Below are 22,315 nucleotides of genomic sequence, written 5' to 3'. Positions count from 1 at the left end.
ATTCAATTATTTTAGTATTCATTATTTACAACTCCTTTTGTCATTAATGTAATTAAAATGCTACTTCTTTATATAAAAAGTATTTTATTTGAATATCAAGATTATCAATTTGATAATTACTCTTAACAATGAAATCAAAATAAAGATTTTTTGAATCACATCTTGATCTTATTGTAGCTACTACCCCCTCATTATCACTCCATGTTAAAGCTGGTAGTGATGTAAACTCATCCGTTCCATTAGCACCCATTTGATAGGCTGACATTGCAGGTCTATATCCTAAATTGTGAGCTACAGTTTTGGTGATACTCTTACCTTTAAAGTTTATTGTTGTTGTTCCTTCTTTTATTATTTTGTGTATATTATGCTCTCCATCTATTATTACTTGTCCTTTAGAATTAGTTAATGTAAATATTCCATTATCAAGGTTTATTGCTATACTTCCATCTTTAGATTGGAGCAATCCAGATATAATGCAATCAGCTAAAAATCCCTGTGCAGTTCCAAAAGTTCTAAAATTCCAATCAGTAGTGCCAGGAATAAAAGTATTTGCTATTTCAAACCCCATTGTACCTAAGCACATACAACCAAAAGTTGGACTATTTTCTATTCTATCTTCATATATAACAGCTCTTACGTGTTGTGGTTGAGCTATATCCCTTAAGGCTTTAAATTGAGTTTGAATAGCATTAATAACTCCTTGTACTTCTCCAGCATTTACAGTACCATTGCTATTTGTTATTTTATTTATAGTTGATTGAACATCAGCTTGTTTATTAAAGAAATTATCTATTGCATTACCTAATTCTATTGATATATATTCTCCAGTAAGTAAATCTTTTTCATAATCAATAACTCTTGCTTTAACATCTATATCTAAATATGGAATGTAACAAGTTACTGTGTCTCCTTTATTTACATTCACAAGAATTTCAAAGTCTTTATATGCTGTTGTATTAGCTAAATTAATCATATCAATTTTATAATTTACTGCTGGCTTATCAATTCCTTCTTTAAATAAATTTTCACATCTTTTTATTAATTCTGCTCTTGCTTCTTCAATAGTGTTGAACCCCTCTTCATCTTCTTCCTTTTCTTTAACTTTTACATCCGAAAATTCTATAGTTCTCATTTTAGGGTGAGTATATTTATTTATTAAAGGGCTATCTACCCAAGGAGTGCTTCCATCTAGCATAATTTCATCAAAGCCTAAAGGAACTATTCTAGTAACTACATCATCTATATTTACATCTTGTTCTATTTCATTAAGATTATATCCAAATTCAACTCTAAGCCCATTATCTACGCCTATTTTATCATTAATGTACACATCAAAGTTTTCACAATAGAATTCTCCACCCCAACGATTAATAAATGAATTTTCATCATCTCCAAGTAGCGATTCCACTATATTTTTTCTAATATAATAAGCTGTGTTTAAAGCTGTTATATTAGAATGTCCTTTAAATCCTGTACCTTCTAAAATTGTATTTAAAGCTTCCTTTCCACTTTTATTTGTAGGTCTAACATCTATAAGTAATTTATCTGCTAAGTCATAAAAAATAGGTCTTGCATAAGCTGTTATACTATACAATGACCTAACTACATTATAAATTCTATAAAGTTTTTTCTTTCCGTTTTCTTCTGCAGCAATTACATTTTCAAAGTCAATATATTTCCATCTACCCTCTTCATCTAAGAAATGCTCTAAGACTACTTCCTTTTCACTATCTTTGTAAGTACAACTTGTAGGATCTAAAGTCATATCTCCATTTTTCTTATAATTAGTATTACTTTTCAAATAAATTTCTATCATTTAAACAGCTCCTATCATTATAAAGTTCTCCTATTAGGTGTTATATAGATTTTAAAGTCTCCATTCCAAGAAAAAGTATTTTCTCCTTCTTGCAGATATAAATCTTCGTACTTTCCTTCTAAATCTACATTGTTTATAATCCCTTTCCTATAGCATAAACCTTTATCTGTATCTATAAGTAATTCTTGCCCTACATTAGCCTTAATAATTTTGTTATTTATATTAAGAGTTAAATATCCCTCTCCTACAATTCGATATATAGGTTTAGAAGGTATATACTCATTGTATATGTTGCTACTTAATTCAATCTCATCTTCTTCTATATATACGTAAGGATCACAAGTAAATTTTATTGTAAAAGCCCCAGCTTTTCTTAAAATTCTTTCCGTTATATCCATGGTTACTTTATTAACTTTATAGAATACTTCTAAATCATCACTAAATTTTAATTTATTACTTCCTTTGCTTAATAACCATCTCTTTATCTTTCTTAAATCTTTCTCCCAATCAGAAGGATTTTTAGATATAAAACTAAAGGATATAGAAATTTCTATATCCCCATATCCTTTTTCTCTATATAAAGTTTTCCCTCCTGGAACTTTAACTTCTTCATATTCCATTACTGGTGATGGCTTAGAAGGCCTATTTGACATAATTAAATTTAAATCTATGTTAGTATTTTCATTATATATTATGAAATACTTAGCCAACTACTACTCCTCCCTTTCCTTTCATATAATTGTTAGTTCCTCTTTTTATATTTTTCTCTACTTCTGTTGTTATAGCTTTCCCAATAGCTTTGTTATCCATATTATTCTCTACATTAACTATTACATAAATAGGATGTGAATCTTGTTCTGTACTTACAATCTCTCGTATGTTTTCATACATTGCATCAAGGGGAACAACTGCTTCTGCATTTGAACCTTTACCATTGAACTTATCACCTACTCCTATCCCTCCTGGTAAAATAGTAGGTTGTGTAAATATTCCTCCATTATAATACCATTCAACACCAATTTTAGGTAATCCTTCACTTAACCAATTTAATGGATTCATTGAGCCACTAAAAGTGAAGTGTGGCAATTTAAATACGCTCTTTATACTTGACCAAATATTACCTATTGCATCAGCTGCCTTTTTAAACGGTGAGGTTATCCATTCAACTATTCCACCTATTTTATTAATTGCCCATTCTATAGGTGACCATAAAATCATTTTAATAGCTCCCCATATTCCAGAAAGTATTTGAGTTATACCAGTCCATATTTGTGACCAATTACCACTAAAAATCCCACCTATAAAGTTAATTATTCCGTCTAATATAGGCTTTAGAACTGTATTCCATAAAGTCGATATATTATCAAAGGCTATCTTTACTCTATTTGCTATATCTTCAAATACAAATTTAAATATTGGTAATAATACATTTTCTAATATCCAACCTATAGCTTCAAATATAGGTTTTAATATGCTTTCCCATAAATTATTAAGAGTATCGCATAACCCACTAAAAATATCTACTACTATTGGCCATACATAATTAAATACTTCTGCAACCTTTTGAATTGCTTCAACAAAGAATTCCCACACTGGCTTTCCGAAACTTTCCCAATATGTAGACATATATGACATTAGTGTTTCAAAAAGAATTTGAATTCCTTCAATTATTGGTTGAGCATTATCATATACAGTTTGAAATACTGATGAGAAAGCTTCAAATGTAGGCACTCCATAAGTCTCCCATAATGATTTAATAGTGTTAAATAATCCCGAAAAATCTGTATTCATACCATTAAAAACACTTGATATTACAAATGAAATGCCTTCTACAGCCACCCCTATGGCATCAAATACTGATTCCAATATAGTTTGAATTATAGGCATTTTACTATCTACCCATTTTAATATATTATTGAGTACAGGTAAGAATCTTTCACCTAAACTAATCATCATTACATCAAAAGTATTTTTTAATTTAGCAAAATTAGATTTTACATTATCTGTTTGTCTCTTAAATGCTTCATCTGTTGCCCCTACTGCTTCTTTCATAGCATTTGTCTTTTCTGTAAAGTTTTCTGCTTGTGCTCCTGTAAGTGCTAATACTGCATTTTTAGCCTCAACTGAACCGAATAGCTCACTAAATGCTATTTCATTACCACCTACGCTTTCTTTCAGCTTATCAAGTGTCCCTTGTAATCCTAAAGATTCAATCATAGCTTGACCATTTTCATAGCCTAACTCTTTTATCTTTCCTGACATTGCAGTTGTGGGTTGTAGCATACCTTGAATAGTTGCTCTTAACTGTGTTGATACCTCTGCAGTATTACCTGTAACTCCTGTAAGAGTTGCCATAGCTCCAAATAGTTCTTCCTGACTTACCTTCATAGTTGATGCTAATGGAATTACTTTACCCATACTTGATGCAAGTTCTGGAAATGAAGTTTGCCCTAGCTTAACAGTTAAAAAAGCTAAATCTGATGCTTTTTGTGCTGCTTCTGCTGATGTATCACCGTACCCCTTTGTTACTGCTGCTAATAAATTTACTGAATCGGTAACTGTTGCATTACCCGCTTTAGCTCCCTTAGATGCAGTCTCAAGTATTCCCATACTATCTGCAGTATCACCAAAGGCTGAAATAACCTGATACAAGCCATCTGTTAATAAATCTGTTGATGTTCCTGTATCTAATGAAAGCTTCTTAACAGTATCTCCTAACTCTTCAATTCGTTTATTTACATCTCCATCTAATAATGTTGCTACATTTGACATTTGGGCTTCAAAGTCCATTGCAGCCTTTGTTGCTACCGTTCCTAGACCTATTGCTGCACTTCCTGCCGCTGCTGCTAGTGCACCACCCCACTTTACAGCAGTGCCAATACCTCCAATTAGCCTTTTTCCCAATCCTTCTGCCTTTTCATCAGTTTTAGATATACTTTTATTAGCTTCATCATTATTTACTAAAATGCTCCCAAACAATTTAAATATTTCCACATGATCACCTTCTTTCTATAAAGTCATCTCTATAATATTTTTAACTTTTTCTTCTATCTGATTTATAGATAACTTTTCAGAATAGTCAGCGTTTTTTATACTTGGGTTTTTTAGTCTATTTCTATAATCTTCAAAGCTTTCAAAGTTTTCTTTACTCATATACTTATAATTTATTAGCCATATATCCCATAGTTTTTCTTCTGCTTCTTTTTCATATGCTTTACTAATAAAATCATATCCTTCGTCATAGGTTGAACTTAAAATATAATCTATATTGCTATATCTCCTTAATAAAAGCTCCTCAGTCTCTACTTTATCAACTGTGAAGCTTTTGATAAAAAATCTTTCCACTTATCTATACTTGCTATTTCAATAATCTTTTCTACTAATTCAAACAATTCCATACTTTCAATATCTTTAGGTTTTACCTCTAGTGGTCCAGCTAGAAATTCATATATTTTCTTTTCTGATTCTTTTTCAGTGCATTTTCCTAGTATAGTAAAAACTATTTCATAACCTATATCTTCAATTCTGGAATCTTTCTCAATCTTATTTGCTATATTTTTTAATTCATCTTTTAAATTTAAAGATATTATTAATCTTGCCATCGAAAATATATCTTTAGTTTGTAAATTTCTCATAATAAATACCTCCATCTATAAAAATAAGAGAGTTAAAAACCCTCTTATTTATTTATTTCTTCCTCTACTATTTTTTCTATAATATATGTTTCTGTTAGTGTCAAACTTGGGACTGCTCCATCTTTAAAAACTTTTACTTTTAATATAGTATTCTCTGTTATTTCAATAGGACTTGAATAAGCTGAATCACTTTCTGTTGGCTCAAAACCATTAGTGGTATATCTAATAGTTGCTCCTTCTATTGTTGTAGAGATTTTTACTTGTTTATCCTCTGAGTAACGTCCCCCTTTAATATCTACTATTGGAGTAGGGAGAGACTTCTTTTTAGGATAATAAATTCTATATGGAGGAGAATCTAAATCATCTTCTGTATAATGTCCATATACAGTTACAGAAAGTACCGCCTCCTTCTTATCCTCAGTCTTTATATTTAATCCATCTGTACTAAGAGCATTAAACACCTGGATAATTACAGGAATATTTGATCCTGTAATAGTTCCTATATACGTTAAATTATCAAGATAGTCTTCGTCCCTTATCTCACTTCTTCCAGATATAATGTTGTATTCACTATTACTTATTGTATCTATATCAGCTACTCCAAGAGCAAGTTTTAAGCTTTCAGGTGTAGTTTCTAGCAAATTCATGCTTTGACTTACTTCCCAGCTATCAACAAGCTCTAATCCTTTAGCTTTTCCTGAGACTCCATCAACTTCAATTTGTCTAATCTCAGCTGTAGCCTTAAATTCTCCTCCACCTTGAGTAGCTCCTATTAATTTCCCTGCTGCTTTAGCACTTTCATAAGTATCTACGCCAATAATAAAGTTTTTGAAAAATGCACCTGCCCCAGTTAATAGATTTTCCTTTGTTTGTTTCGTAAATCCACTTTTAGCTTTTCTCATAAATATTACTCCTTTCCATAATATCTTATTTCATAACTAAAATTTATTCTTTGTATTCTTTTATCCTCATCATCAATCCATTTTCTATCTTCGTTGTAATATAAAATTATAGAGTGATGTTCATTTATCGAAATAGTATCATCTAATATTTTTTGTATATTGTCTGCTAATTCTTCTATAGTAGCTGTACTATCTTTATCGTCTATATTCCATATATTAATTTCTAATGCTTTCGCTCCGTATATATCTTTAATTAAATAAGTACAATACGGATAAGCTACTTTATCATTTGCTTTTCTATAGAATACTCTATCATGTGCTTCTGATAATATTTTTTTTATATCTTTTCTTAATTCTATAGTCTTACTCACTATCAGCACCACCTTCATAAGTTTTTTCATCAATCATTGATAAGGCTCTAGCTTCATTTTCTAAAGCACTTAAATATTTTGATTGTATTTCTACAATCTTAGCAATATTGCTCTCTGTAGTTTTTGTTAATAGTCCTAATCTTTTAGTCTTGCTTGAACCTACTTCTTGGAAACCACCATAAAATGCGTTAGGCTTTAACCCTACTTGTAAGTCTAATTCTTTTCTTCTTACCCAGTATTGAGTGTATTTCCCTACTCTGCCTTTTTTTCTTTTAAATACTCCATAAAAACTATTTCTAAATCTATTACATAAAAATTTTCCTGTATCCCTTAGTGCTGCTCTTGTTAATTCTGCTAATGTATATTGAACTTTATCTACCGAAGATATATACTCAACATTTCCTTTTTTTATTTTTATAACTGATTTAGGCACTGGCATTATTAACAATTCCTTTGCAAACAATTTCTATTTTATCTAATGAAGATTCATAGGTTCTAAGAATTTTATATATTTTTCCTTCAAACCTAATATTCTTGTTATTATCATATTCAAAAGAATTAAGTTCAAATTTTAATTCTGGATTCAGCCCTTGTGATTGAGCTTGATAAAACTCACTTAGTGTAATAGATTTTCTCTTAGCATAAATTTTTTTCCAATATGTCTCACCTTTTATTGTATCTCCTATATCATCACTATCTTTATAGGCAACACATTCTAACTCTATGATATCATTCATTGCTATAATCACCTGCCAAACTTAAATGATCTCTTAAACTCTCATAGCTTTCTAAATATCTTTCAGCATCTTTATTATCTAAATAAAAATGCCCCTTACAATATAAATCAACAGCCCTTATTATTAAGGGGTCATCTTCTTCTATTTTTTTAACTCCATGACTTTTCATATCTTTTTTAGATGCCTCTATTAAATCCCGAATATCTTCATCAAATGCATCTATACTTATTCTTAAATTTCTTTTTATTTTTTCAAACATTATTTCGTCCTCCAAATATAAAAGAGAAAGAACCACTATATAGTGGCTCTTATTGTTGCTTATCCTTTGATTGAATTTTCTTTAATAAAGCAAAAGCTTTTGGAGTTCTTACATTACCATCTACAATACCATAAGCTAAATAATCAGTTTCTCTTTCTTTCTTATGATCTTCACTATCTAATAATACTTGCTTATTAATATTTGCATGATATCCTCTATTAGGATTTCCTATTAAGATTTCCCCATCTAGCATGCTATCATCTTCTTTTACAATCTTACCAAGTATTGTTCCTACTCCTCCTGCAATAGGATTAGCAACAAAATAAGGCTTTCCAACAGAATCAACTATATTAGCCAATTCATTCCATATAGTTGTTCCATTTGCATATATTGCAGCACCATTCTTATATGCTCCTTTAATCTTCGCCATAGCTCCTGTCATTTGTTTGTATGTTGGTTCCGCTCCTGAATACTTTACCACTTGACTAGCATTTTCCGCTTTGTTTAATACTGTTATAATTCCTGTAGGTTCTTCTTTCCAATCATCAGAATCACCAGGTGTACCTCTTCCATGTGATACTCCATATCCTAACGCGGCCCCAATCTTTTCTGATAATTGACCTTGAATAAATGGTATAAATTCATCTATAGCCATTTCTTTCAACTTCCATGAAACAGTAACGCATCTAGCTAATTCACATCCATTTAAAGTAGCTTCTGTGAATGTTTCCTTTCCATCTTCTAATTTAGTTTCTTCATCATACCACTTGGCATTTGATGAAGTATCTGATTTTAATAAAGTAACCTTTCCTTTTATGTATGTCTTAAATACATCATTCCATAAAGGATATTGCTCTTCTATTTCTTTCCAAATACCAGACATAACTGTTTCTGGAATAACTATACCTGTGTTGGCTGTAGTATGAGTAAAGTTATTTACTAAATTAAATGCTGATTTCTCTCGGTTAGTCATTTGTAGCCCTAACATATCTTTTGCCCATGCGTTTACATAATCTTTAGGTTCTTTATCTTCTGGCTCTTTTTCTTTATTGTTTAAGTTATCAATCACAGTTCCTTCTAAACTATTATTTGATAAATTTCCTAAATTTACAGGCACTTTATTATCTTCTAAAGCTTTTAAATTAGCCTGTGATTTAGCAAAATTTTCAAAATCATTATCTAACTTTTCTATTTCTGAACCAATTGCCATAGAATCTTCATATTTTCCTTCATCATGTAATTTTTGAGCTTTATTTACTAAGGCTTCTCTTTGATTTAAATAATCTTCTCTATTTTTAAACATTATTTTATTCCTCCAATTTTCATTAAATTAATTAGTGATTTTGATTTTTGTTCTAATAAAAAATCATCCTTATTCTTTTGATTTTGAATAGGATGATTTTCATCAATAAAACTATTAAATTTATTCTTTAAATTTTTAATTAAATCTACTGGCGAATAAGCTGTAGAATTATATAGACTGTCTGTTTTTAAATTGCTTAATGATGATAAATTAACTTTATTTTCATCTTCAAACATAATTTCATCAATTAAACCTAACTCCTTTGCCTTCTGTGCTGATAAATAAGTTTCATTATTCATAAGCTCTAAAGCTTCTTCTCTGCTCATTCCAGTTTTACAAACATAAGCATTTGCTATAGTATCATTTGCATTTTTTAATATTTCTGATGCATGATCCATATCTCTATAATCTCCATAAGCACCTGTTGATACATTATGAACCATCATTTGAGCTGTTGGAGACATTCTGCTTTTTCCTGCCATAGCTATAACACTTCCAGCACTTGCTGCAATACCTGTTATGTTTATAGTAACCTCTCCAGAATAATCCCTTAATTCTGTATAGATTTCTGATGCTGCAAAAATATCACCACCTGGTGAGTTTATTTTTACTATTATAGGCTCTCCATTTGCTAGTTTTAATTGATTAATAACTTTTTTAGGATATGCACATGAATATCCTAACCATTCATACCATTCCCCCCAATCATCATCAAGTATTTCACCTCTGATTTCAATATCCACTTTTCTCACCTCCTTTCAATCTAAATATCATCTTCTTTTGAATTTACTGTATCTGTATCTAATCTCATTATATACTCATCTCCACCTTCGGTTGGTGCTAAATTAAGTACAGCTCTCCATTCATTAGGTGATAACGCTCTTCTATCTACCATTTGAACTAGTGCTAGTTTTGTTGCCATACTAGCATATTGTAAATTTGAAGCTTCAAATACAATTCTATTTCCAAAACTTCTTTCTCTTCTCGAAAAAAGTTTTCTTGTATATTCATTGCTTAATTGAGCTGCTATCGGCTCAATTTCAGCTTCAAAATAACTTATCCATTCATTTTCATTATATTTACTTTGAATTATCTTATCATTAGTACCAAACACCGCATAAATTCTTTGAAGTGTTTTATCTACAAGTAAAGGATTCGGTATATAGTCTTTAGGGTCTACTTGCTTTGCATCATACTTTCCATCTGTTCCAGCAGCTCCCCCAACCTCATTATCAATAGATAAATAGTTGTCTACAAATTCCTTAGTTGCTTTTTTTAAATCTTCTGGTTTTAGAGACATATTAAACTTTAACAACCATTTAACTACAGCTCCATTTTTAATAGCCTTAACTATTCCTTGATCTGTTGTTGTTACAGTCTCCATAAGTGGCTTTAATGCATCAATTTTACTTGTTCCAAATATATCATTTTCGTTATAATCTTGCCTTAAATGAATAATATCACTATAAGCAAATGTTGCATTTTTCCCATTTTTAAGTGTAAATCTTAAATGTAATAATCCTATCCTATCGTAAATAGCCTCAACCGATGTTGCATTAATTGGATATATCTCCATTGGATATCCATTTTCATCGCGAGTTATAAATGCAAATGCATTATTGTTTAATTCTAATTGATTAATCATTTTTTCTAATAGCATTTGCCCCGACATATATGGATTAGGGTCTTCTAATAGCATTTTTATATATGGTTCTGGATTAACCTTTAATCCACTTCCATCATTTCTTATATGCTTTGCTACCATTTTACCAACCGCTTTAGCTTTAGGTCTTATACAACTTCTTATAATATCGCTTTTATATAAATCTCCATTCCAACAATAAAATCCATTTCCTGTATCTTGAATTAATTGATATCTTGTTTCAGATAGATTCTTATTGAAAAAGCTTTTTACCTTCTGATATATATTTATTATACTCACCTACTTTCAAATCTTTAAATTAAAGCTTGATACTCTGACATTTTATCTAATAGAACAACATAGCCAATTATTAACGCTATTGCTCCATCGATTCTCTGCCTGTTATCTATCCCTTTAACAGGTTGTATATTTCCATTAATATCAGTCTTAACTTGAAGATTAGATAAACACCATTTATCAATTGGATTATTATTATAAATAATTTTTTCTGCTCCTAAATCAGCTCTCAATTCCTTCATAGGGCTTGATAAAGTATACGGCCCTTGTCTAACTTTTATCATTGAGTTTGCACCAAACTCATTTATATACGCTTCTAATAGAGAATCATCAACGTGCCAGTCATCATATCCTATCCAAGGAATATAAATATCAAATTCGTCTCTAACTTCTTTAAACCATTCAAGCATATGAAATTTATTAACCTTATTTCCAGGACAAACTCTTAATAGCCCTTGTTTTTCCCATAGTCTATACGGAACTGAATCTGTATCTTTATTATCTTCCTCTTGATTTAACTTTTCTTCTGGAATGAAATACATAGGTATAACATAAATATTAGGGTCATCTTGTCTCATACATAAAACTTTAGCGGCCGCAAGGTCAGTAGTTTCAGCTAAGTCAAAACTACCAATTCCATATCTGAATCCCATCTCTTTAATATTAAAAGTAGTCTCATTATTAATTTCCTGCCATTTTAACCACCTAACTATTGAATTTTCTATCATATTAAAATCTTTTACCATTACAGTTGGTTTAAATGACGGATCTTCTTTAGCCTTATTTACAAACCCTCTAAGGAAGTCATAACCTTTTATCACTCCAAGACCAGGATTAGCTTTAATCCACATATCCTCTTTATCCCACTCGTCTCTATCATCTAACTCATAAATAAAAGCCAAGAATCTATCATCTTGGATTTTACCATCTAACACCTTACAAGCATATTCATACTGTGCATCAAATATTGAATTTCTAACAAATCCATTTGTAGTTATACAATTTAAAATTGGTTGTCTTCTTGAGCTCATTGATTGCTTCATTAAGTCGTAAATATCTCTATTCTTAATAGCAGCTAATTCATCTATTGTAACCATATGTGAATTTAATCCATCTAACCCATTTGAATTACTTGCTAAAGCTTGTAAACTTCCATAATTAAAAGGACAATATATATCTGATTTCCTTTTTTTGAGATTTTTATTTAAGTCTGGTGACTGTTGAATCATTTTATAGCATTCATTAAATCCTTTTTTGGCTTGATCTAATTTAGTAGCAATATTATAAACTTCTGGAGAACCTTCTCCATCACCAACCAACATATACAATTCATCTGCAGCAAGTTCTGTAGTTTTTCCATTTTTACGTCCTCTAATGTCTAACACTTCTTGATATTGTCTTAGTCCAGTTTCTTTATGAACAAATCCATATACTGCTTGATGTTTAGCTTTTTGAAATAATAATAATTCTAAAGGAGCACCTAGTTCTCCTTGAGCCTGCTTGCAAAATTCTTCTATGAAAATAATAGGATCATTAGCCAACTGCTCATCGAAAATCCAAGGGTCGTATTTTTCTGGATTTTTAATTTTGTCTACAAGCATTGTATATACTTGTTTTATTCTTTTACAAGCTATGATTTCACCAGACATTATTTTATTATAATATTCTTCTATATAGGTCATTTCTTATATTCACCTTGACCTTTCTTACGGTTTGCAAATTGCTTTAATCTATCTTCTTCCTCTACTTGTTTCTCTGCTGGCATTGCATCAATTAATAATTTCATAACTTGTGTATATTTTTGTATATAAGGTAAATATAGTTTCGACTCCTGTCTTTCAACTTTTAATTCTTGTTTTCCTTGCTTGAATATTTCTGTTATTCCTTCTCTAGTCAATACTTCTCTAAAACCTTCTAAAGAAACTTTCATAAATGCTGCATCTTTTATAAGTCCTTCAAGAGCCTTCGCCTTATCTTTATCTATGTCCTTATATAATTTTTTAAGTCTATTTATTTCTTTCTTAATTTCTTTATCTTTTTCTAAATGTTCGGAAATACTCAAAAATGTACCCTCCTACCTTTTCAAAAATTTCATGCGGAGGAAAATTGATGTCCCCTCCAACGGTCCCAAGGGACCTACCCCTTTATTTTTTTATAGGGGGGATATTTTTCTATTAGTCATTGCTGCTTTGGTCATTTTTTTAATGTTTCTAATTCTTTTTTTGCTCTGTCTATATCCGTTGTATCAACAACAACCTTAATTGTTATTTCATTTTCTTTCATGTGCTTTACTCTTGAATTAACTTTTGAATCACCCATAGTTTTTACTCTTGAATCAACCATTGAATGGCCAATAGGTTTTAACTTACTACTTCTACATCCTAAACAACTATTACCATCTTGTCTATTTAATGCAAATACATTTATATTCCCACAATCCATACATCTGAATGCAATTGAATTAACCTTCATCTTTAACTAACTCTCCTAACTCATTAAACTTTAATCCCTTAACTGTTGGTCTTCTCTTTGCTTTACTCTTATTAAAGTGTCCTTCGTTCTGGTCATGACACTCTTTACATTCATACTTTAAGTAATCATGATTTAAAGATACTTCTGGATTATTAATATTATCTGGAGTTAATAAGATAGTGTGATGCACCATCTTTCCTAATTTCTCTTTACACGTTTCACATAATCCACCATCTACTGAAATTCTATAGCTTATATAAGATGATCTACACTTTAACCATTTAGTACTCTTATAAAACTTTATAGCCCATGCTTTAGCCATTTATTCATTCTACCCTTCATAGTCTTAGCTGATATTCCACATTTTGAATTAACTATATTTATTTCTCTAGCTGTTTCCATTTTTATATGTCCTTCTGTGTCTGAGAATAAATTTCCATTGTTTCCCTTTGATATTTCAACTATTGCAAAATCAGAAGGTATTATTACAACTTTATCTCCTATCTTTTCTGATAGCTCACGCTCAACAGTTTCTCTTTCATCCTTTAATCTTCTGCAAGTTTCTTGAAGTATTATCATTAAAAACCCTCCTTTTTATATACGAATACTATTGTTTTATATCTCTTTATAGTTCGTAAATCCCCCCTATAAATCCCGTATAATACATAATATCCGTCATTTATTTTTTAATTTCTCTACTAATATATGCGTAAAAAATAATACCTTAAATACTGTTATTTCTCGTATTTAGGTATTTGCATATAAAAAATATATTTTTAATAAAGAATTAAATCATTTAATCCCTTACTATATTGTGCTATTGCTTCTTTATCTAATCCTAGATATCTCTCTGTTATTAAAGTCGTACTATGACCTAAAGCTTGCCTTACTAATTCTATATTCTTACCACTATCCATATAAAGCTTATATGCATAAATTTTTCTTGGTGTATGAGCTGCAATATTATTTAACCTAAAATACTTCCCTGCTTTGCTTAATATCTTACCGTAACTATCTACTGTAATATGTCCACCTTTTTGACTTGGAAATGCATAATCATATCCTGGTTTATCTTTAATATATTCTCTTAAAATCCTTATTAAATAAGGTTGTAATGGCACTACTCTAGGTTTAGGATTACCTTTTAATCCCTTTGTAATATGATTTTTTAATCTTTTCTTTTCCATGATGCAAAACTCTTTATCTTTTAGTACTTTTTGAATATCTCTTATTTTCAGGTCAACTAAATCTTGTGATCTGTAACCTGTTGTAATTCCAATAATGAAAAGTACGTAATTTCTCTCATTATGAAATTTTAAATATTCTTGCATATCCTGGATTGTTCTTTTATCTTTAATAGGTTTCGATGCTTTTTTCATTACATACTTTTTTTCACCTCTCTTTCAGTAAGAATATTCTCGGCATAGCCTGTCAGAATTTCTTTACTTTTAAAATCGAAATAAAAAACATCTAGAAAGTTGCATAGCACAAACAACTTCTAAATGTTTTTATCGTAATCCCTTCATCCGAAGGCTGTTTTATATAAATTTCTTCAATACCATATTACTACGTAATACATATACTTGCAATATCATACAAAGTAACATATATTGTAACATTTATATAACTTCTCTTATGCTTTCTGGGAATAATATTGTTACTAATTTATTTATTAACCTCTTCTTATTTCTAATTATTGTTATTCTCTCTTTTTTAAATTTATCTGCCAATTCTTCATCTGTATTAATTTTATCTTTATCATCATTTAAATATTTATATTGTATAATATTAAAATATTTATCATCCCTTATTTTATCTAGTGCATTATCTATCCTCTTAAGATCTCTTTGAGTTTCTAACTTTTCTATTTTATACTTTTCCTTAAGCTCTGCATACCTATCAGCTTGACTATTACCCCTAGATGAACTATACATTACTACACTTTTTGATTTTTCAGGAAGCCCAAACTCTTCTAACTCTTTTATATCCTCTTCTTTTTGTCTAACCGCCTCTTTTAGATTCTCATAATTATATAATAATAATTCTACTTTTTTATAATATGGTATATCTTTCTTAATCTTGTTAGAATCACTTAATTTTTTAATAATTCTCTCCGCTATATCCGTACTTTTATTATCTATAGTTTCTTCTATAGTTTTCTTTACATGTTCATTTATTATATCTAAATTACTTTTTTCTTTACTCATATTTCTAGCTCCTTTTTTAATTTAACTATTTTTCAATATAATACTCAATATTTTTTAGTACCATATTTATTCTTCCGTCTTCTTTTCTTCGTATTTCAAATTTACTTAAATCTTGATATGCTTCACTATCAATACAAAGTTCTATACCATTATCTGTTTTAATTCTAATCTTCTTAAGCTTATCTTCTATATACTTTTTATCTATAGTTATTTCATCTTCTAAATCATTTCTTTTAATATAATTTGAAAATGATTCTTTGTCAGATTCTTTGTCAAATAACTTATCAGCTAATTCATCTATATTTATAACTTCCTCTTCTTTTAAAGTAGTCCTGATCTTACTTCTTATTTCTTCTGCTTCTGCTGCATTTTTAGTAATATAACATCTTGTCCAATATTCAGTTGCTCCAATGAATGTTTTTGTAATATCTCTTTCCGTTTTAATAGTTTCACAATCTAAGAAGTTATCTATCCAGTAGTTAGCTCCGTATTCGTCCTTTATACTTTTACCCTTTTCCTGCTTATTAATTACTAATAAGTCATATTTATTGTCTTCTTGTATTAGTTTTATAAAGGCTGCCTTTTTTATTTTTTGGTTCTTAGCTGGTAATCCTATAGATTGAGTTAAATCTATTCCAGTTTTATTACCTACAAAATCAACTTTATACGTAAAATTCCTTACATAATCCATTTTTAATATTCCGATCATAGGTCCTCTATCTGTTAATAGATGAATTGTTATCAAATTACATGAAGGTATTTTTGTATTTGATTTCATAATCCTAAATAATACCTTCGCTATTTCCTTTGATGTATTTATTAAGCTTGGCTCTTTTCCACCTAAATAATCTTGTACTACTTCAGTAATTATATTTCCTTCATCATTAAATTTGGCATATTCTAGTTCCTCATCTTTTAAACATCTTTCTATATGCTTATCTAAATATCTATATGTGTTTTCATTAAGCCCTAATTCATATTCATTTAATATAGGCTCATCTCCTGCTGAATCTAATACATGCATTACTGCACTTTGTATATTTATATCATTTATATATTCCATTTCTACTCCCCCTTTATTGATGTAAAACGCTTATTATATTTGAATTGTTCGTATTTTTAAATAATTCCTCCTGGAATATTTGCTTTAAATTTGAATTATTCCAGGATAAATTACTCATAAACACGAATATTACTCCCAAAAAGTAGATGTATCCTTTTCCCTTATTTCACTATCTCCTTTTCTAGTTGCCTTATACTTAGGGGAAATATATCCCCTTAAGACTAATAAAGATCCTTTGATAAAATTGCACCTTCTTGGCACTGTTTGTAATCCCATTTTACAAAGTCTTTGATTTTAGCTTTAATGTGCTATTAATATAATTTTGTTATATAGCTCTATACAATCTTCATGATCTACAGTTTTAATCTCTATACCATCTTTATTTACAAGTAATTCAAATTCATTTTCATAAACTGAATTTGATATAAAATTAATTATCATATCTCCACTTTTATATTTAGTTGTTACTTCTTCGTATTCTGCTGCTATTTCTGATATCTTATTTCTTAAACTTCCATCTTCATTAGCTTCATCAAACTCTATAAACAATTTATTTCTATAATTAACCTTATTAGACTTACTTATCTGCTCTTCTAAGACCTCACCAGTTTCTTTATCAACTATTACTGTACTTGAAATATTCCCTTTTCCATCTTCTATTATTAATTCCTCTTCTTGATTTACTTTTAAATCTTCCTTTGTTATATTTAAAGCTTCTTCTACTGCAATCTGCCCTTCTAAAACTTCTATTTCTTCTTTTTCATCTTCTAACTCTATCTTTTTCTTTATATCTTTTATGGTTATATTACTTTTATCTTCATGTTCCTTATATACTTCTTTTTGCTTTTCTTTAGGCAATTTAGAAAGTTCATAGGCTACAGATATTTTAACTTTATCTTCCTTCATTTCTTCCTTAAAATCATCTATAAGGTTATTTGATACACTTTCCATTCTTGCTATTTGAGTCGCTGATACATTAAGAATATCTGCCACTATATCTCTTACTCTTCCTGGTATCTTTTCTCTTTCCTTATATTCTGTTAATAATTCCTTAAGCATTTTAGCTTGGTGTATCTTTTCCCAATCTGTAAGATCTCTAGTTGTAGAATTGGTTATTATTAATCTTAATTCATTTCTTAAGTCATCTTCCTCTTCTACTTTACAAGGAACATACTTAAAATTCTTATTACCTTCTTGATATAGCTTTAGTATTGAGTAATATCTTCTATGTCCAGCAATTATCTTATACATTCCACCTTCTATCTTTTTAACAACTAAATTTTGTTGTAATCCTAAAAGCTCTATTGTATTTTTTAACTCTTCTATCTCTTCTATTGAATAGAAATTATTAGCTGAAGGTACTAAATCATTTATATGAATTTGAGTTATATTAAATTTTCTTATATTCTCTTCTTTATCTTGTGTTGTTATTGATTTGTTATTTAATAAGTCCATCATATTAAATGCCATATGCTTTCCCCCTTTTAATCTAGCTTTTAAATATAGATATTTGTGTCCGATTCGGATACATTTTTATTTATTCTTTACTTAAGTATTCCTCTACTAAAGCTTTGTAATCTTTAGCAGCTGCACATCTTTTGCTATATTCTAAAATAGGAGCATTGGCAAATGTACTTTCATCTGCCTTTACAGTTCTTCTAATATGTGTATTAAACATCTTATATTCTTCACTAGCTTTTAAAAACTCTTCTCCTTGTATATTTACATCATTTTTATTAAATAGAGTTATAAAGCACCCTTTAATATTTAAGTTAGGATTACTTACTTTAGCATTATTTATTTGTGTTATAAGTTCTTTCATTCCATCAAAGGCAAACTTGTCTACTTTAATTGGTATTAATACATCATCACTTGCAACTAATGCATTTATAACACTTGCATTAATATCTGGTGGATTATCTATAATACAATAGTCATATTCCTCTTCTATCTCATCTAAATGCTTTTTTAATCTAAATTGTTGTGGTATAGATACATCTAACATAACTTTAAAGTTAGCTTCTATTAAGTCCATATTAGCTGGTATCAAATCTAAATTTTCATAGTCCGTTTTTAATATAACTTCATCTATACTACATCTATTTGTAATAAGATCTGCTACACTATATTTACCTTTATTATGTTTATCAAATAATTTTGTTGTATTCCCTTGCTTATCTAAATCTATTATTAAAACCCTCTTCTTGTGTACTGTTGCTAATATATGAGCTATATTTATAGCTGACATAGTCTTAGCCACTCCACCCTTTAAATTAATAATTGATATTTTCTTCATGTTTCATTAGTCCTCACTCTCATAAAATTTTATTTGTTTGACATTCTTAAATTGCTGACTATACTTTTTCATATAAACTTAAATTATAATTTTTTTCTATATTAGCTACAGAATCTATTTTTCTATCACATTCCATACAATAAGCTACTTTACCATCCTTGTGATTTAGGTGATCATATATGGCTGAATTTGCTCCATCCATTAAATAAACACCTTCGCCATCATAACAAACCCTTGTACTTCCAGTAACTTGTGTTTTAATATAAAATCCATCATCAGAACCACATTTAGGACATTTTACTTTAGCCATATATCTAACTCCTTAACTTCTTAATTAGTTCAATTTGCTAACTTTCTAGCACCCTTAAATAGTCTAAATTAGCATTTTCACCATAATATATTTCTTTCATATCTAATATTGGAATATAGTTGTATCCTCTTTTCCCTTTGTTCTCTTTCCATCTATCCCAATATTCAATTACTATTGTTCCTGAAATAAAAAACACTTTATTTAACTTTTTCATAGAACATAATATAAAACTTGTTTCTCCAATATCTAAAGCATTCCTTATATACTCGATTTGATGCTCTTGTATATGCTTTAATGGTAATCCTCTTTCATCTCCACTCTCTTTGCAATCAAAACTTATACTTAATCCACCCTTTACAGTTCCTCTAAAATCTAAAGTGCTTTTCTCTTGTGGAAATGCAGTTATAATCTGTTTTCCTCTTCTTACTACATTCCAAGGCGTACTTATCTTCTGTATTAATGCTTGTCCTGTATTCTTATAATATGTATTAGCTCTTATAACCTCTTCTTCAAATGCTCTCCCTTTGTTAGCCATATCGAAATTGTATGCCATACTATCACCTCTATTTTTTTAATATCTACTAAACTTCTTATCTGCTCTTGCAGATACATGTAAACTTCTACACTGTACATGGATATATTCCATTAACTTCATCTTGCTTCTTAGGTACTCTTTTAAATCAGATTTATTGTATCCACCTAATTCCTTCTTATCTGCTATACTTACTGCTAGTCTCAATTCTGTAAGCCTGTCATACATTCCTATAGCCAATTGACTTAACTTAAATGCTCCTTCTATATTTTCAGATGTCATTCTCCTATGTTGTTCTTCTATCTCTTTACAAATTTTTATATCAGCTTCTAAATTCACTTTTTTTCACCTTCCCTCCATATTTATCAATAATATTTTCATTTTTTACGTATCTTCTCAATTCAATAGTCATGTATACACCACCATATTTTTCATCTTGCTTTATATCAAATTTTGTTAGTGTATATCCTGGATACCATTTCTCTATTTCTTCTTTAGTTGGTTGATTAGTTACCATTTTTATCATTTGTCTTCTTGAAAATTTATTATCATTTATTGTTGGTACTGGTGGCTCTACTAAATTTCCTCTTGATGGTTTATATCTTTTTTTACCTTTAGGATCTTTAAGCATGTATTTGCATAAGTCTTTAAATCCTTCATCATTTAGTTTTATCCTATCAACATTAGATGTTCCTTTTGTCCATGCTTCTTCTAATATATCTCTGTGAAGTTTTCCATCTATAAGAACGTGCCAATGCAATTTCCCACTTTCCCCATATTCAATAACTGCCATATATCTTGCTCTTTCTATTCCTCTTGCTTTTCTCCATCTATTAACTTTTATTATTAAATTACTGAACATCTTTTCTGCTTCTTCTAATGTTTCTGGTCTATGTTCATCATCTAATGTTACATGCCATACATAGTCACTTGTATCAAAATTACAATGTGCTTTTGCAACAAAGTATTCCTTTGTATTTTTCTCATTCCAATTCTTCTGTTCTTTTCTTGCTTGGTTCTGCTTTTTCTTTCTACTCTTATATTTTTCTTTAATATCGAATAAAGGATAAGTAGATGTCTTTTTTATTTCTAAAGATTCTTTCACTACTACATCTATTATTTTTTTTAATGTCTGTGTCTTTGTTCTATAAAACATATCACTACTCATATCTTTCTTATCCTTTCTTTTAATCCATTTCTTTTTTATTATTTTTTATATAAATTTATAGTGTGTAACTAAATATAGTACCTATTACAAGCCCCCTAAGACCCTTTCGGTATCTAAAAAAAATAAAAAAATAATAAGGTATTTGACAAACACCTCAAATTCAATATATAATACTTATAAATTGCATGCTGCATATTTCATATTTCGTATTTCGTATTTTAATAATTGTTATAATTTTCTAACACATTACCATCGTTTGAATTATTGGTAATGTGTTTTTTCTTTACTTCTTTTCTATCTTTTAGTTTTCTATTTTCTTATAAGTACACCTTATATAGCTTGTACTAAAATCTATATACTTACATTTAATGCAGCACTTATCACATACTAAACCACCCTTCTTACAATGTACCCATGAACTACTTGTATTTTTGCAATTATCACAAATCATTTTATTCTTTCTACAGGAATAACCTTTCCTGTTTCTATATGTAGTAATTTAAATTCATGTGATGGTGCTGATATTATCATATATTCTTTAGGATCATATCCTAATTTCACTAATTCTTTTCTTTGACTATATGTCAGTTTCTTTGGATTTTTCATTTATTTCTCCTTAAATTAAATCTCTTGTTGTTTTTCCTGTTTTTATATTGTAAATTTCACCATTGTCTATATCCTCAAAATCTGATATACTCATATCACGTTTTTCATTTTTTGACTCATAACTCTTACTTTGATTAGTAGAGTTATGAGCTTTTTTATTTTCTTCTGATGTATTTTTAGATTCATAATATTTTATCCCTTTCGGATCATGCTTTTTAAGAAGCTTTCGCATTTCCTTACCCAATTAATTTTTTTCCTCTCTATTCTTATTGCATTGCTATTTAAAAGTAATATCCTATACATATTTATCCCTCACACTTTTTTCTAATTTCTTCTGATAAATCTTTAGCTTTGCATGAAGTAAGAAAACCAGAAAATTTATGTTCAATCTTTTCAGATCTCTGTTCACAATATTCTAATATACCTTCCAGTTCTTCTATTCTATCTTTTATCTCTTCCTTTTCATTTGGAAAAGATGAGTTTTTCAATCTTCTTCTATGAGTATCTATTAACGCTTTTATATATCCTTCCATTATTTTAGTCTCCTTAACTGCTCTTTATTTATTTCTTCATCTCTTCTTTGACTTAACATCACTGTTACTATATCTTGTGTCCCCCAAAGCTTTATTGCTTCATCTAACATTCTCTGTGTTTCGCTCATGCTTGTCCTCCTATAGCTCTATTTGTACCTTAGCCAAT

At 29.3% G+C, this 22,315-nt stretch carries 31 protein-coding genes; all 31 read right to left on the bottom strand.

Annotated features, from left to right (window positions below):
• Nucleotides 1–52: 52 nt before the first annotated feature.
• The 31 genes from NSA50_RS18565 to NSA50_RS18415 all read right to left on the bottom strand — a co-directional run bounded on the left by NSA50_RS18565 (nucleotide 53) and on the right by NSA50_RS18415 (nucleotide 22,277).
• Nucleotides 53–1,816 (bottom strand): phage tail spike protein, encoded by a 1,764-nt coding sequence (locus NSA50_RS18565; RefSeq protein ID WP_257447696.1) that lies wholly within the window; start codon nucleotides 1,814–1,816, stop codon nucleotides 53–55.
• Between the two features lie 17 nt (nucleotides 1,817–1,833).
• Nucleotides 1,834–2,526 (bottom strand): distal tail protein Dit, encoded by a 693-nt coding sequence (locus NSA50_RS18560; protein WP_257447693.1) that lies wholly within the window; start codon nucleotides 2,524–2,526, stop codon nucleotides 1,834–1,836.
• The gene (locus NSA50_RS18555; protein WP_257447690.1) at nucleotides 2,519–4,810 is read right to left on the bottom strand and encodes a phage tail tape measure protein; all 2,292 of its coding nucleotides are present in this window, start codon (nucleotides 4,808–4,810) and stop codon (nucleotides 2,519–2,521) included. Before NSA50_RS18555 ends, NSA50_RS18560 begins: the two co-directional genes overlap by 8 nt.
• Before the next feature lie 15 nt (nucleotides 4,811–4,825).
• The gene (locus tag NSA50_RS18550) at nucleotides 4,826–5,161 is read right to left on the bottom strand and encodes a hypothetical protein (RefSeq protein WP_257447687.1); all 336 of its coding nucleotides are present in this window, start codon (nucleotides 5,159–5,161) and stop codon (nucleotides 4,826–4,828) included.
• Nucleotides 5,119–5,451, bottom strand: a complete 333-nt coding sequence (locus tag NSA50_RS18545) for a hypothetical protein (RefSeq protein WP_257447684.1) — start codon at nucleotides 5,449–5,451, stop codon at nucleotides 5,119–5,121. The genes NSA50_RS18550 and NSA50_RS18545 overlap by 43 nt, the downstream gene beginning before the upstream one ends.
• 44 nt (nucleotides 5,452–5,495) lie before the next feature.
• A complete protein-coding gene (locus NSA50_RS18540) occupies nucleotides 5,496–6,353 on the bottom strand; it encodes a chitobiase/beta-hexosaminidase C-terminal domain-containing protein (protein WP_257447681.1) in 858 nt (285 codons plus the stop codon).
• Between the two features lie 5 nt (nucleotides 6,354–6,358).
• Entirely contained in the window at nucleotides 6,359–6,724 is a 366-nt protein-coding gene (locus NSA50_RS18535; RefSeq protein WP_257447679.1) for a hypothetical protein, read from the bottom strand.
• Nucleotides 6,717–7,187 (bottom strand): hypothetical protein, encoded by a 471-nt coding sequence (locus NSA50_RS18530; protein ID WP_306813985.1) that lies wholly within the window; start codon nucleotides 7,185–7,187, stop codon nucleotides 6,717–6,719. Before NSA50_RS18530 ends, NSA50_RS18535 begins: the two co-directional genes overlap by 8 nt.
• Nucleotides 7,150–7,461 (bottom strand): phage head closure protein, encoded by a 312-nt coding sequence (locus tag NSA50_RS18525; RefSeq protein WP_257447676.1) that lies wholly within the window; start codon nucleotides 7,459–7,461, stop codon nucleotides 7,150–7,152. Before NSA50_RS18525 ends, NSA50_RS18530 begins: the two co-directional genes overlap by 38 nt.
• Nucleotides 7,454–7,720 carry a head-tail connector protein gene (locus NSA50_RS18520; RefSeq protein ID WP_257447673.1) on the bottom strand — a complete coding sequence of 89 codons (267 nt, stop codon included), beginning with the start codon at nucleotides 7,718–7,720 and terminating at the stop codon, nucleotides 7,454–7,456. The genes NSA50_RS18525 and NSA50_RS18520 overlap by 8 nt, the downstream gene beginning before the upstream one ends.
• Nucleotides 7,721–7,769: 49 nt before the next feature.
• A complete protein-coding gene (locus NSA50_RS18515; RefSeq protein ID WP_257447670.1) occupies nucleotides 7,770–9,023 on the bottom strand; it encodes a phage major capsid protein in 1,254 nt (417 codons plus the stop codon).
• Nucleotides 9,023–9,766, bottom strand: a complete 744-nt coding sequence (locus NSA50_RS18510; protein WP_257447668.1) for a head maturation protease, ClpP-related — start codon at nucleotides 9,764–9,766, stop codon at nucleotides 9,023–9,025. Before NSA50_RS18510 ends, NSA50_RS18515 begins: the two co-directional genes overlap by 1 nt.
• 20 nt (nucleotides 9,767–9,786) lie before the next feature.
• Nucleotides 9,787–10,965: a phage portal protein gene (locus tag NSA50_RS18505; RefSeq protein ID WP_308463907.1), complete on the bottom strand. Its 1,179-nt coding sequence runs from the start codon at nucleotides 10,963–10,965 to the stop codon at nucleotides 9,787–9,789.
• A gap of 14 nt (nucleotides 10,966–10,979) precedes the next feature.
• On the bottom strand, nucleotides 10,980–12,644 hold the full coding sequence (locus tag NSA50_RS18500; RefSeq protein ID WP_257447666.1) for a terminase large subunit: 1,665 nt from the start codon (nucleotides 12,642–12,644) through the stop codon (nucleotides 10,980–10,982).
• Complete coding sequence (locus tag NSA50_RS18495; RefSeq protein ID WP_257447663.1) at nucleotides 12,641–13,024, bottom strand: hypothetical protein; 384 nt, start codon at nucleotides 13,022–13,024, stop codon at nucleotides 12,641–12,643. Before NSA50_RS18495 ends, NSA50_RS18500 begins: the two co-directional genes overlap by 4 nt.
• A 131-nt stretch (nucleotides 13,025–13,155) precedes the next feature.
• A complete protein-coding gene (locus NSA50_RS18490; RefSeq protein ID WP_257447661.1) occupies nucleotides 13,156–13,434 on the bottom strand; it encodes a hypothetical protein in 279 nt (92 codons plus the stop codon).
• Nucleotides 13,424–13,756 (bottom strand): hypothetical protein, encoded by a 333-nt coding sequence (locus NSA50_RS18485; protein ID WP_257447658.1) that lies wholly within the window; start codon nucleotides 13,754–13,756, stop codon nucleotides 13,424–13,426. Before NSA50_RS18485 ends, NSA50_RS18490 begins: the two co-directional genes overlap by 11 nt.
• Nucleotides 13,735–14,013 carry a hypothetical protein gene (locus NSA50_RS18480; RefSeq protein WP_257447656.1) on the bottom strand — a complete coding sequence of 93 codons (279 nt, stop codon included), beginning with the start codon at nucleotides 14,011–14,013 and terminating at the stop codon, nucleotides 13,735–13,737. The genes NSA50_RS18485 and NSA50_RS18480 overlap by 22 nt, the downstream gene beginning before the upstream one ends.
• A 197-nt stretch (nucleotides 14,014–14,210) precedes the next feature.
• Nucleotides 14,211–14,813: a tyrosine-type recombinase/integrase gene (locus tag NSA50_RS18475; protein ID WP_257447653.1), complete on the bottom strand. Its 603-nt coding sequence runs from the start codon at nucleotides 14,811–14,813 to the stop codon at nucleotides 14,211–14,213.
• Between the two features lie 240 nt (nucleotides 14,814–15,053).
• Nucleotides 15,054–15,641 carry a hypothetical protein gene (locus tag NSA50_RS18470; RefSeq protein WP_257447650.1) on the bottom strand — a complete coding sequence of 196 codons (588 nt, stop codon included), beginning with the start codon at nucleotides 15,639–15,641 and terminating at the stop codon, nucleotides 15,054–15,056.
• Nucleotides 15,642–15,666: 25 nt separating this feature from the next.
• Nucleotides 15,667–16,704: a nucleoid-associated protein gene (locus NSA50_RS18465; RefSeq protein ID WP_257447647.1), complete on the bottom strand. Its 1,038-nt coding sequence runs from the start codon at nucleotides 16,702–16,704 to the stop codon at nucleotides 15,667–15,669.
• A gap of 300 nt (nucleotides 16,705–17,004) precedes the next feature.
• A complete protein-coding gene (locus NSA50_RS18460; protein WP_257447642.1) occupies nucleotides 17,005–18,174 on the bottom strand; it encodes a ParB/RepB/Spo0J family partition protein in 1,170 nt (389 codons plus the stop codon).
• Between the two features lie 67 nt (nucleotides 18,175–18,241).
• Nucleotides 18,242–19,000 (bottom strand): ParA family protein, encoded by a 759-nt coding sequence (locus tag NSA50_RS18455; RefSeq protein WP_257447641.1) that lies wholly within the window; start codon nucleotides 18,998–19,000, stop codon nucleotides 18,242–18,244.
• Nucleotides 19,001–19,058: 58 nt separating this feature from the next.
• On the bottom strand, nucleotides 19,059–19,310 hold the full coding sequence (locus NSA50_RS18450) for a hypothetical protein (RefSeq protein WP_257447638.1): 252 nt from the start codon (nucleotides 19,308–19,310) through the stop codon (nucleotides 19,059–19,061).
• A gap of 37 nt (nucleotides 19,311–19,347) precedes the next feature.
• Entirely contained in the window at nucleotides 19,348–19,845 is a 498-nt protein-coding gene (locus NSA50_RS18445; RefSeq protein ID WP_257447635.1) for a Holliday junction resolvase RecU, read from the bottom strand.
• Between the two features lie 36 nt (nucleotides 19,846–19,881).
• A complete protein-coding gene (locus tag NSA50_RS18440) occupies nucleotides 19,882–20,181 on the bottom strand; it encodes a hypothetical protein (protein ID WP_257447633.1) in 300 nt (99 codons plus the stop codon).
• Entirely contained in the window at nucleotides 20,165–21,010 is an 846-nt protein-coding gene (locus tag NSA50_RS18435; protein WP_257447630.1) for a rolling circle replication-associated protein, read from the bottom strand. Before NSA50_RS18435 ends, NSA50_RS18440 begins: the two co-directional genes overlap by 17 nt.
• A gap of 447 nt (nucleotides 21,011–21,457) precedes the next feature.
• Nucleotides 21,458–21,616 carry a DUF6906 family protein gene (locus NSA50_RS18430; RefSeq protein WP_257447628.1) on the bottom strand — a complete coding sequence of 53 codons (159 nt, stop codon included), beginning with the start codon at nucleotides 21,614–21,616 and terminating at the stop codon, nucleotides 21,458–21,460.
• A 10-nt stretch (nucleotides 21,617–21,626) separates the two neighbouring features.
• Complete coding sequence (locus tag NSA50_RS18425; RefSeq protein ID WP_257447625.1) at nucleotides 21,627–21,860, bottom strand: hypothetical protein; 234 nt, start codon at nucleotides 21,858–21,860, stop codon at nucleotides 21,627–21,629.
• 61 nt (nucleotides 21,861–21,921) lie between these two features.
• Nucleotides 21,922–22,149 carry a hypothetical protein gene (locus tag NSA50_RS18420; RefSeq protein WP_257447622.1) on the bottom strand — a complete coding sequence of 76 codons (228 nt, stop codon included), beginning with the start codon at nucleotides 22,147–22,149 and terminating at the stop codon, nucleotides 21,922–21,924.
• A complete protein-coding gene (locus NSA50_RS18415) occupies nucleotides 22,149–22,277 on the bottom strand; it encodes a hypothetical protein (protein WP_257447619.1) in 129 nt (42 codons plus the stop codon). Before NSA50_RS18415 ends, NSA50_RS18420 begins: the two co-directional genes overlap by 1 nt.
• Nucleotides 22,278–22,315: the final 38 nt, after the last annotated feature.

Origin of the sequence: Clostridium mucosae, assembly GCF_024622765.1 — a bacterium.
In the GTDB taxonomy this organism is placed as follows: domain Bacteria; phylum Bacillota; class Clostridia; order Clostridiales; family Clostridiaceae; genus Clostridium.
The sequence above is the reverse complement of the archived record's forward strand: the minus strand, read 5'-3'. Positions and strand labels throughout refer to the sequence as shown.

Bases quoted from the DNA above. Each gene is read 5' to 3' on its own strand.
- NSA50_RS18450 (WP_257447638.1), bottom strand. From the start codon at position 19,310: ATGGCTAAAGTAAAATGTCCTAAATGTGGTTCTGATGATGGATTTTAT.
- NSA50_RS18460 (WP_257447642.1), bottom strand. From the start codon at position 18,174: ATGGCATTTAATATGATGGACTTATTAAATAACAAATCAATAACAACA.
- NSA50_RS18515 (WP_257447670.1), bottom strand. From the start codon at position 9,023: ATGTTTAAAAATAGAGAAGATTATTTAAATCAAAGAGAAGCCTTAGTA.
- NSA50_RS18545 (WP_257447684.1), bottom strand. From the start codon at position 5,451: ATGAGAAATTTACAAACTAAAGATATATTTTCGATGGCAAGATTAATA.
- NSA50_RS18520 (WP_257447673.1), bottom strand. From the start codon at position 7,720: ATGTTTGAAAAAATAAAAAGAAATTTAAGAATAAGTATAGATGCATTT.
- NSA50_RS18480 (WP_257447656.1), bottom strand. From the start codon at position 14,013: ATGATAATACTTCAAGAAACTTGCAGAAGATTAAAGGATGAAAGAGAA.
- NSA50_RS18455 (WP_257447641.1), bottom strand. From the start codon at position 19,000: ATGAAGAAAATATCAATTATTAATTTAAAGGGTGGAGTGGCTAAGACT.
- NSA50_RS18435 (WP_257447630.1), bottom strand. From the start codon at position 21,010: ATGAGTAGTGATATGTTTTATAGAACAAAGACACAGACATTAAAAAAA.
- NSA50_RS18420 (WP_257447622.1), bottom strand. From the start codon at position 22,149: ATGGAAGGATATATAAAAGCGTTAATAGATACTCATAGAAGAAGATTG.
- NSA50_RS18475 (WP_257447653.1), bottom strand. From the start codon at position 14,813: ATGAAAAAAGCATCGAAACCTATTAAAGATAAAAGAACAATCCAGGAT.
- NSA50_RS18485 (WP_257447658.1), bottom strand. From the start codon at position 13,756: ATGGCTAAAGCATGGGCTATAAAGTTTTATAAGAGTACTAAATGGTTA.
- NSA50_RS18540 (WP_257447681.1), bottom strand. From the start codon at position 6,353: ATGAGAAAAGCTAAAAGTGGATTTACGAAACAAACAAAGGAAAATCTA.
- NSA50_RS18490 (WP_257447661.1), bottom strand. From the start codon at position 13,434: ATGAAGGTTAATTCAATTGCATTCAGATGTATGGATTGTGGGAATATA.
- NSA50_RS18565 (WP_257447696.1), bottom strand. From the start codon at position 1,816: ATGATAGAAATTTATTTGAAAAGTAATACTAATTATAAGAAAAATGGA.
- NSA50_RS18525 (WP_257447676.1), bottom strand. From the start codon at position 7,461: ATGAATGATATCATAGAGTTAGAATGTGTTGCCTATAAAGATAGTGAT.
- NSA50_RS18465 (WP_257447647.1), bottom strand. From the start codon at position 16,704: ATGGAATATATAAATGATATAAATATACAAAGTGCAGTAATGCATGTA.
- NSA50_RS18445 (WP_257447635.1), bottom strand. From the start codon at position 19,845: ATGGCTAACAAAGGGAGAGCATTTGAAGAAGAGGTTATAAGAGCTAAT.
- NSA50_RS18500 (WP_257447666.1), bottom strand. From the start codon at position 12,644: ATGACCTATATAGAAGAATATTATAATAAAATAATGTCTGGTGAAATC.
- NSA50_RS18415 (WP_257447619.1), bottom strand. From the start codon at position 22,277: ATGAGCGAAACACAGAGAATGTTAGATGAAGCAATAAAGCTTTGGGGG.
- NSA50_RS18430 (WP_257447628.1), bottom strand. From the start codon at position 21,616: ATGAAAAATCCAAAGAAACTGACATATAGTCAAAGAAAAGAATTAGTG.
- NSA50_RS18470 (WP_257447650.1), bottom strand. From the start codon at position 15,641: ATGAGTAAAGAAAAAAGTAATTTAGATATAATAAATGAACATGTAAAG.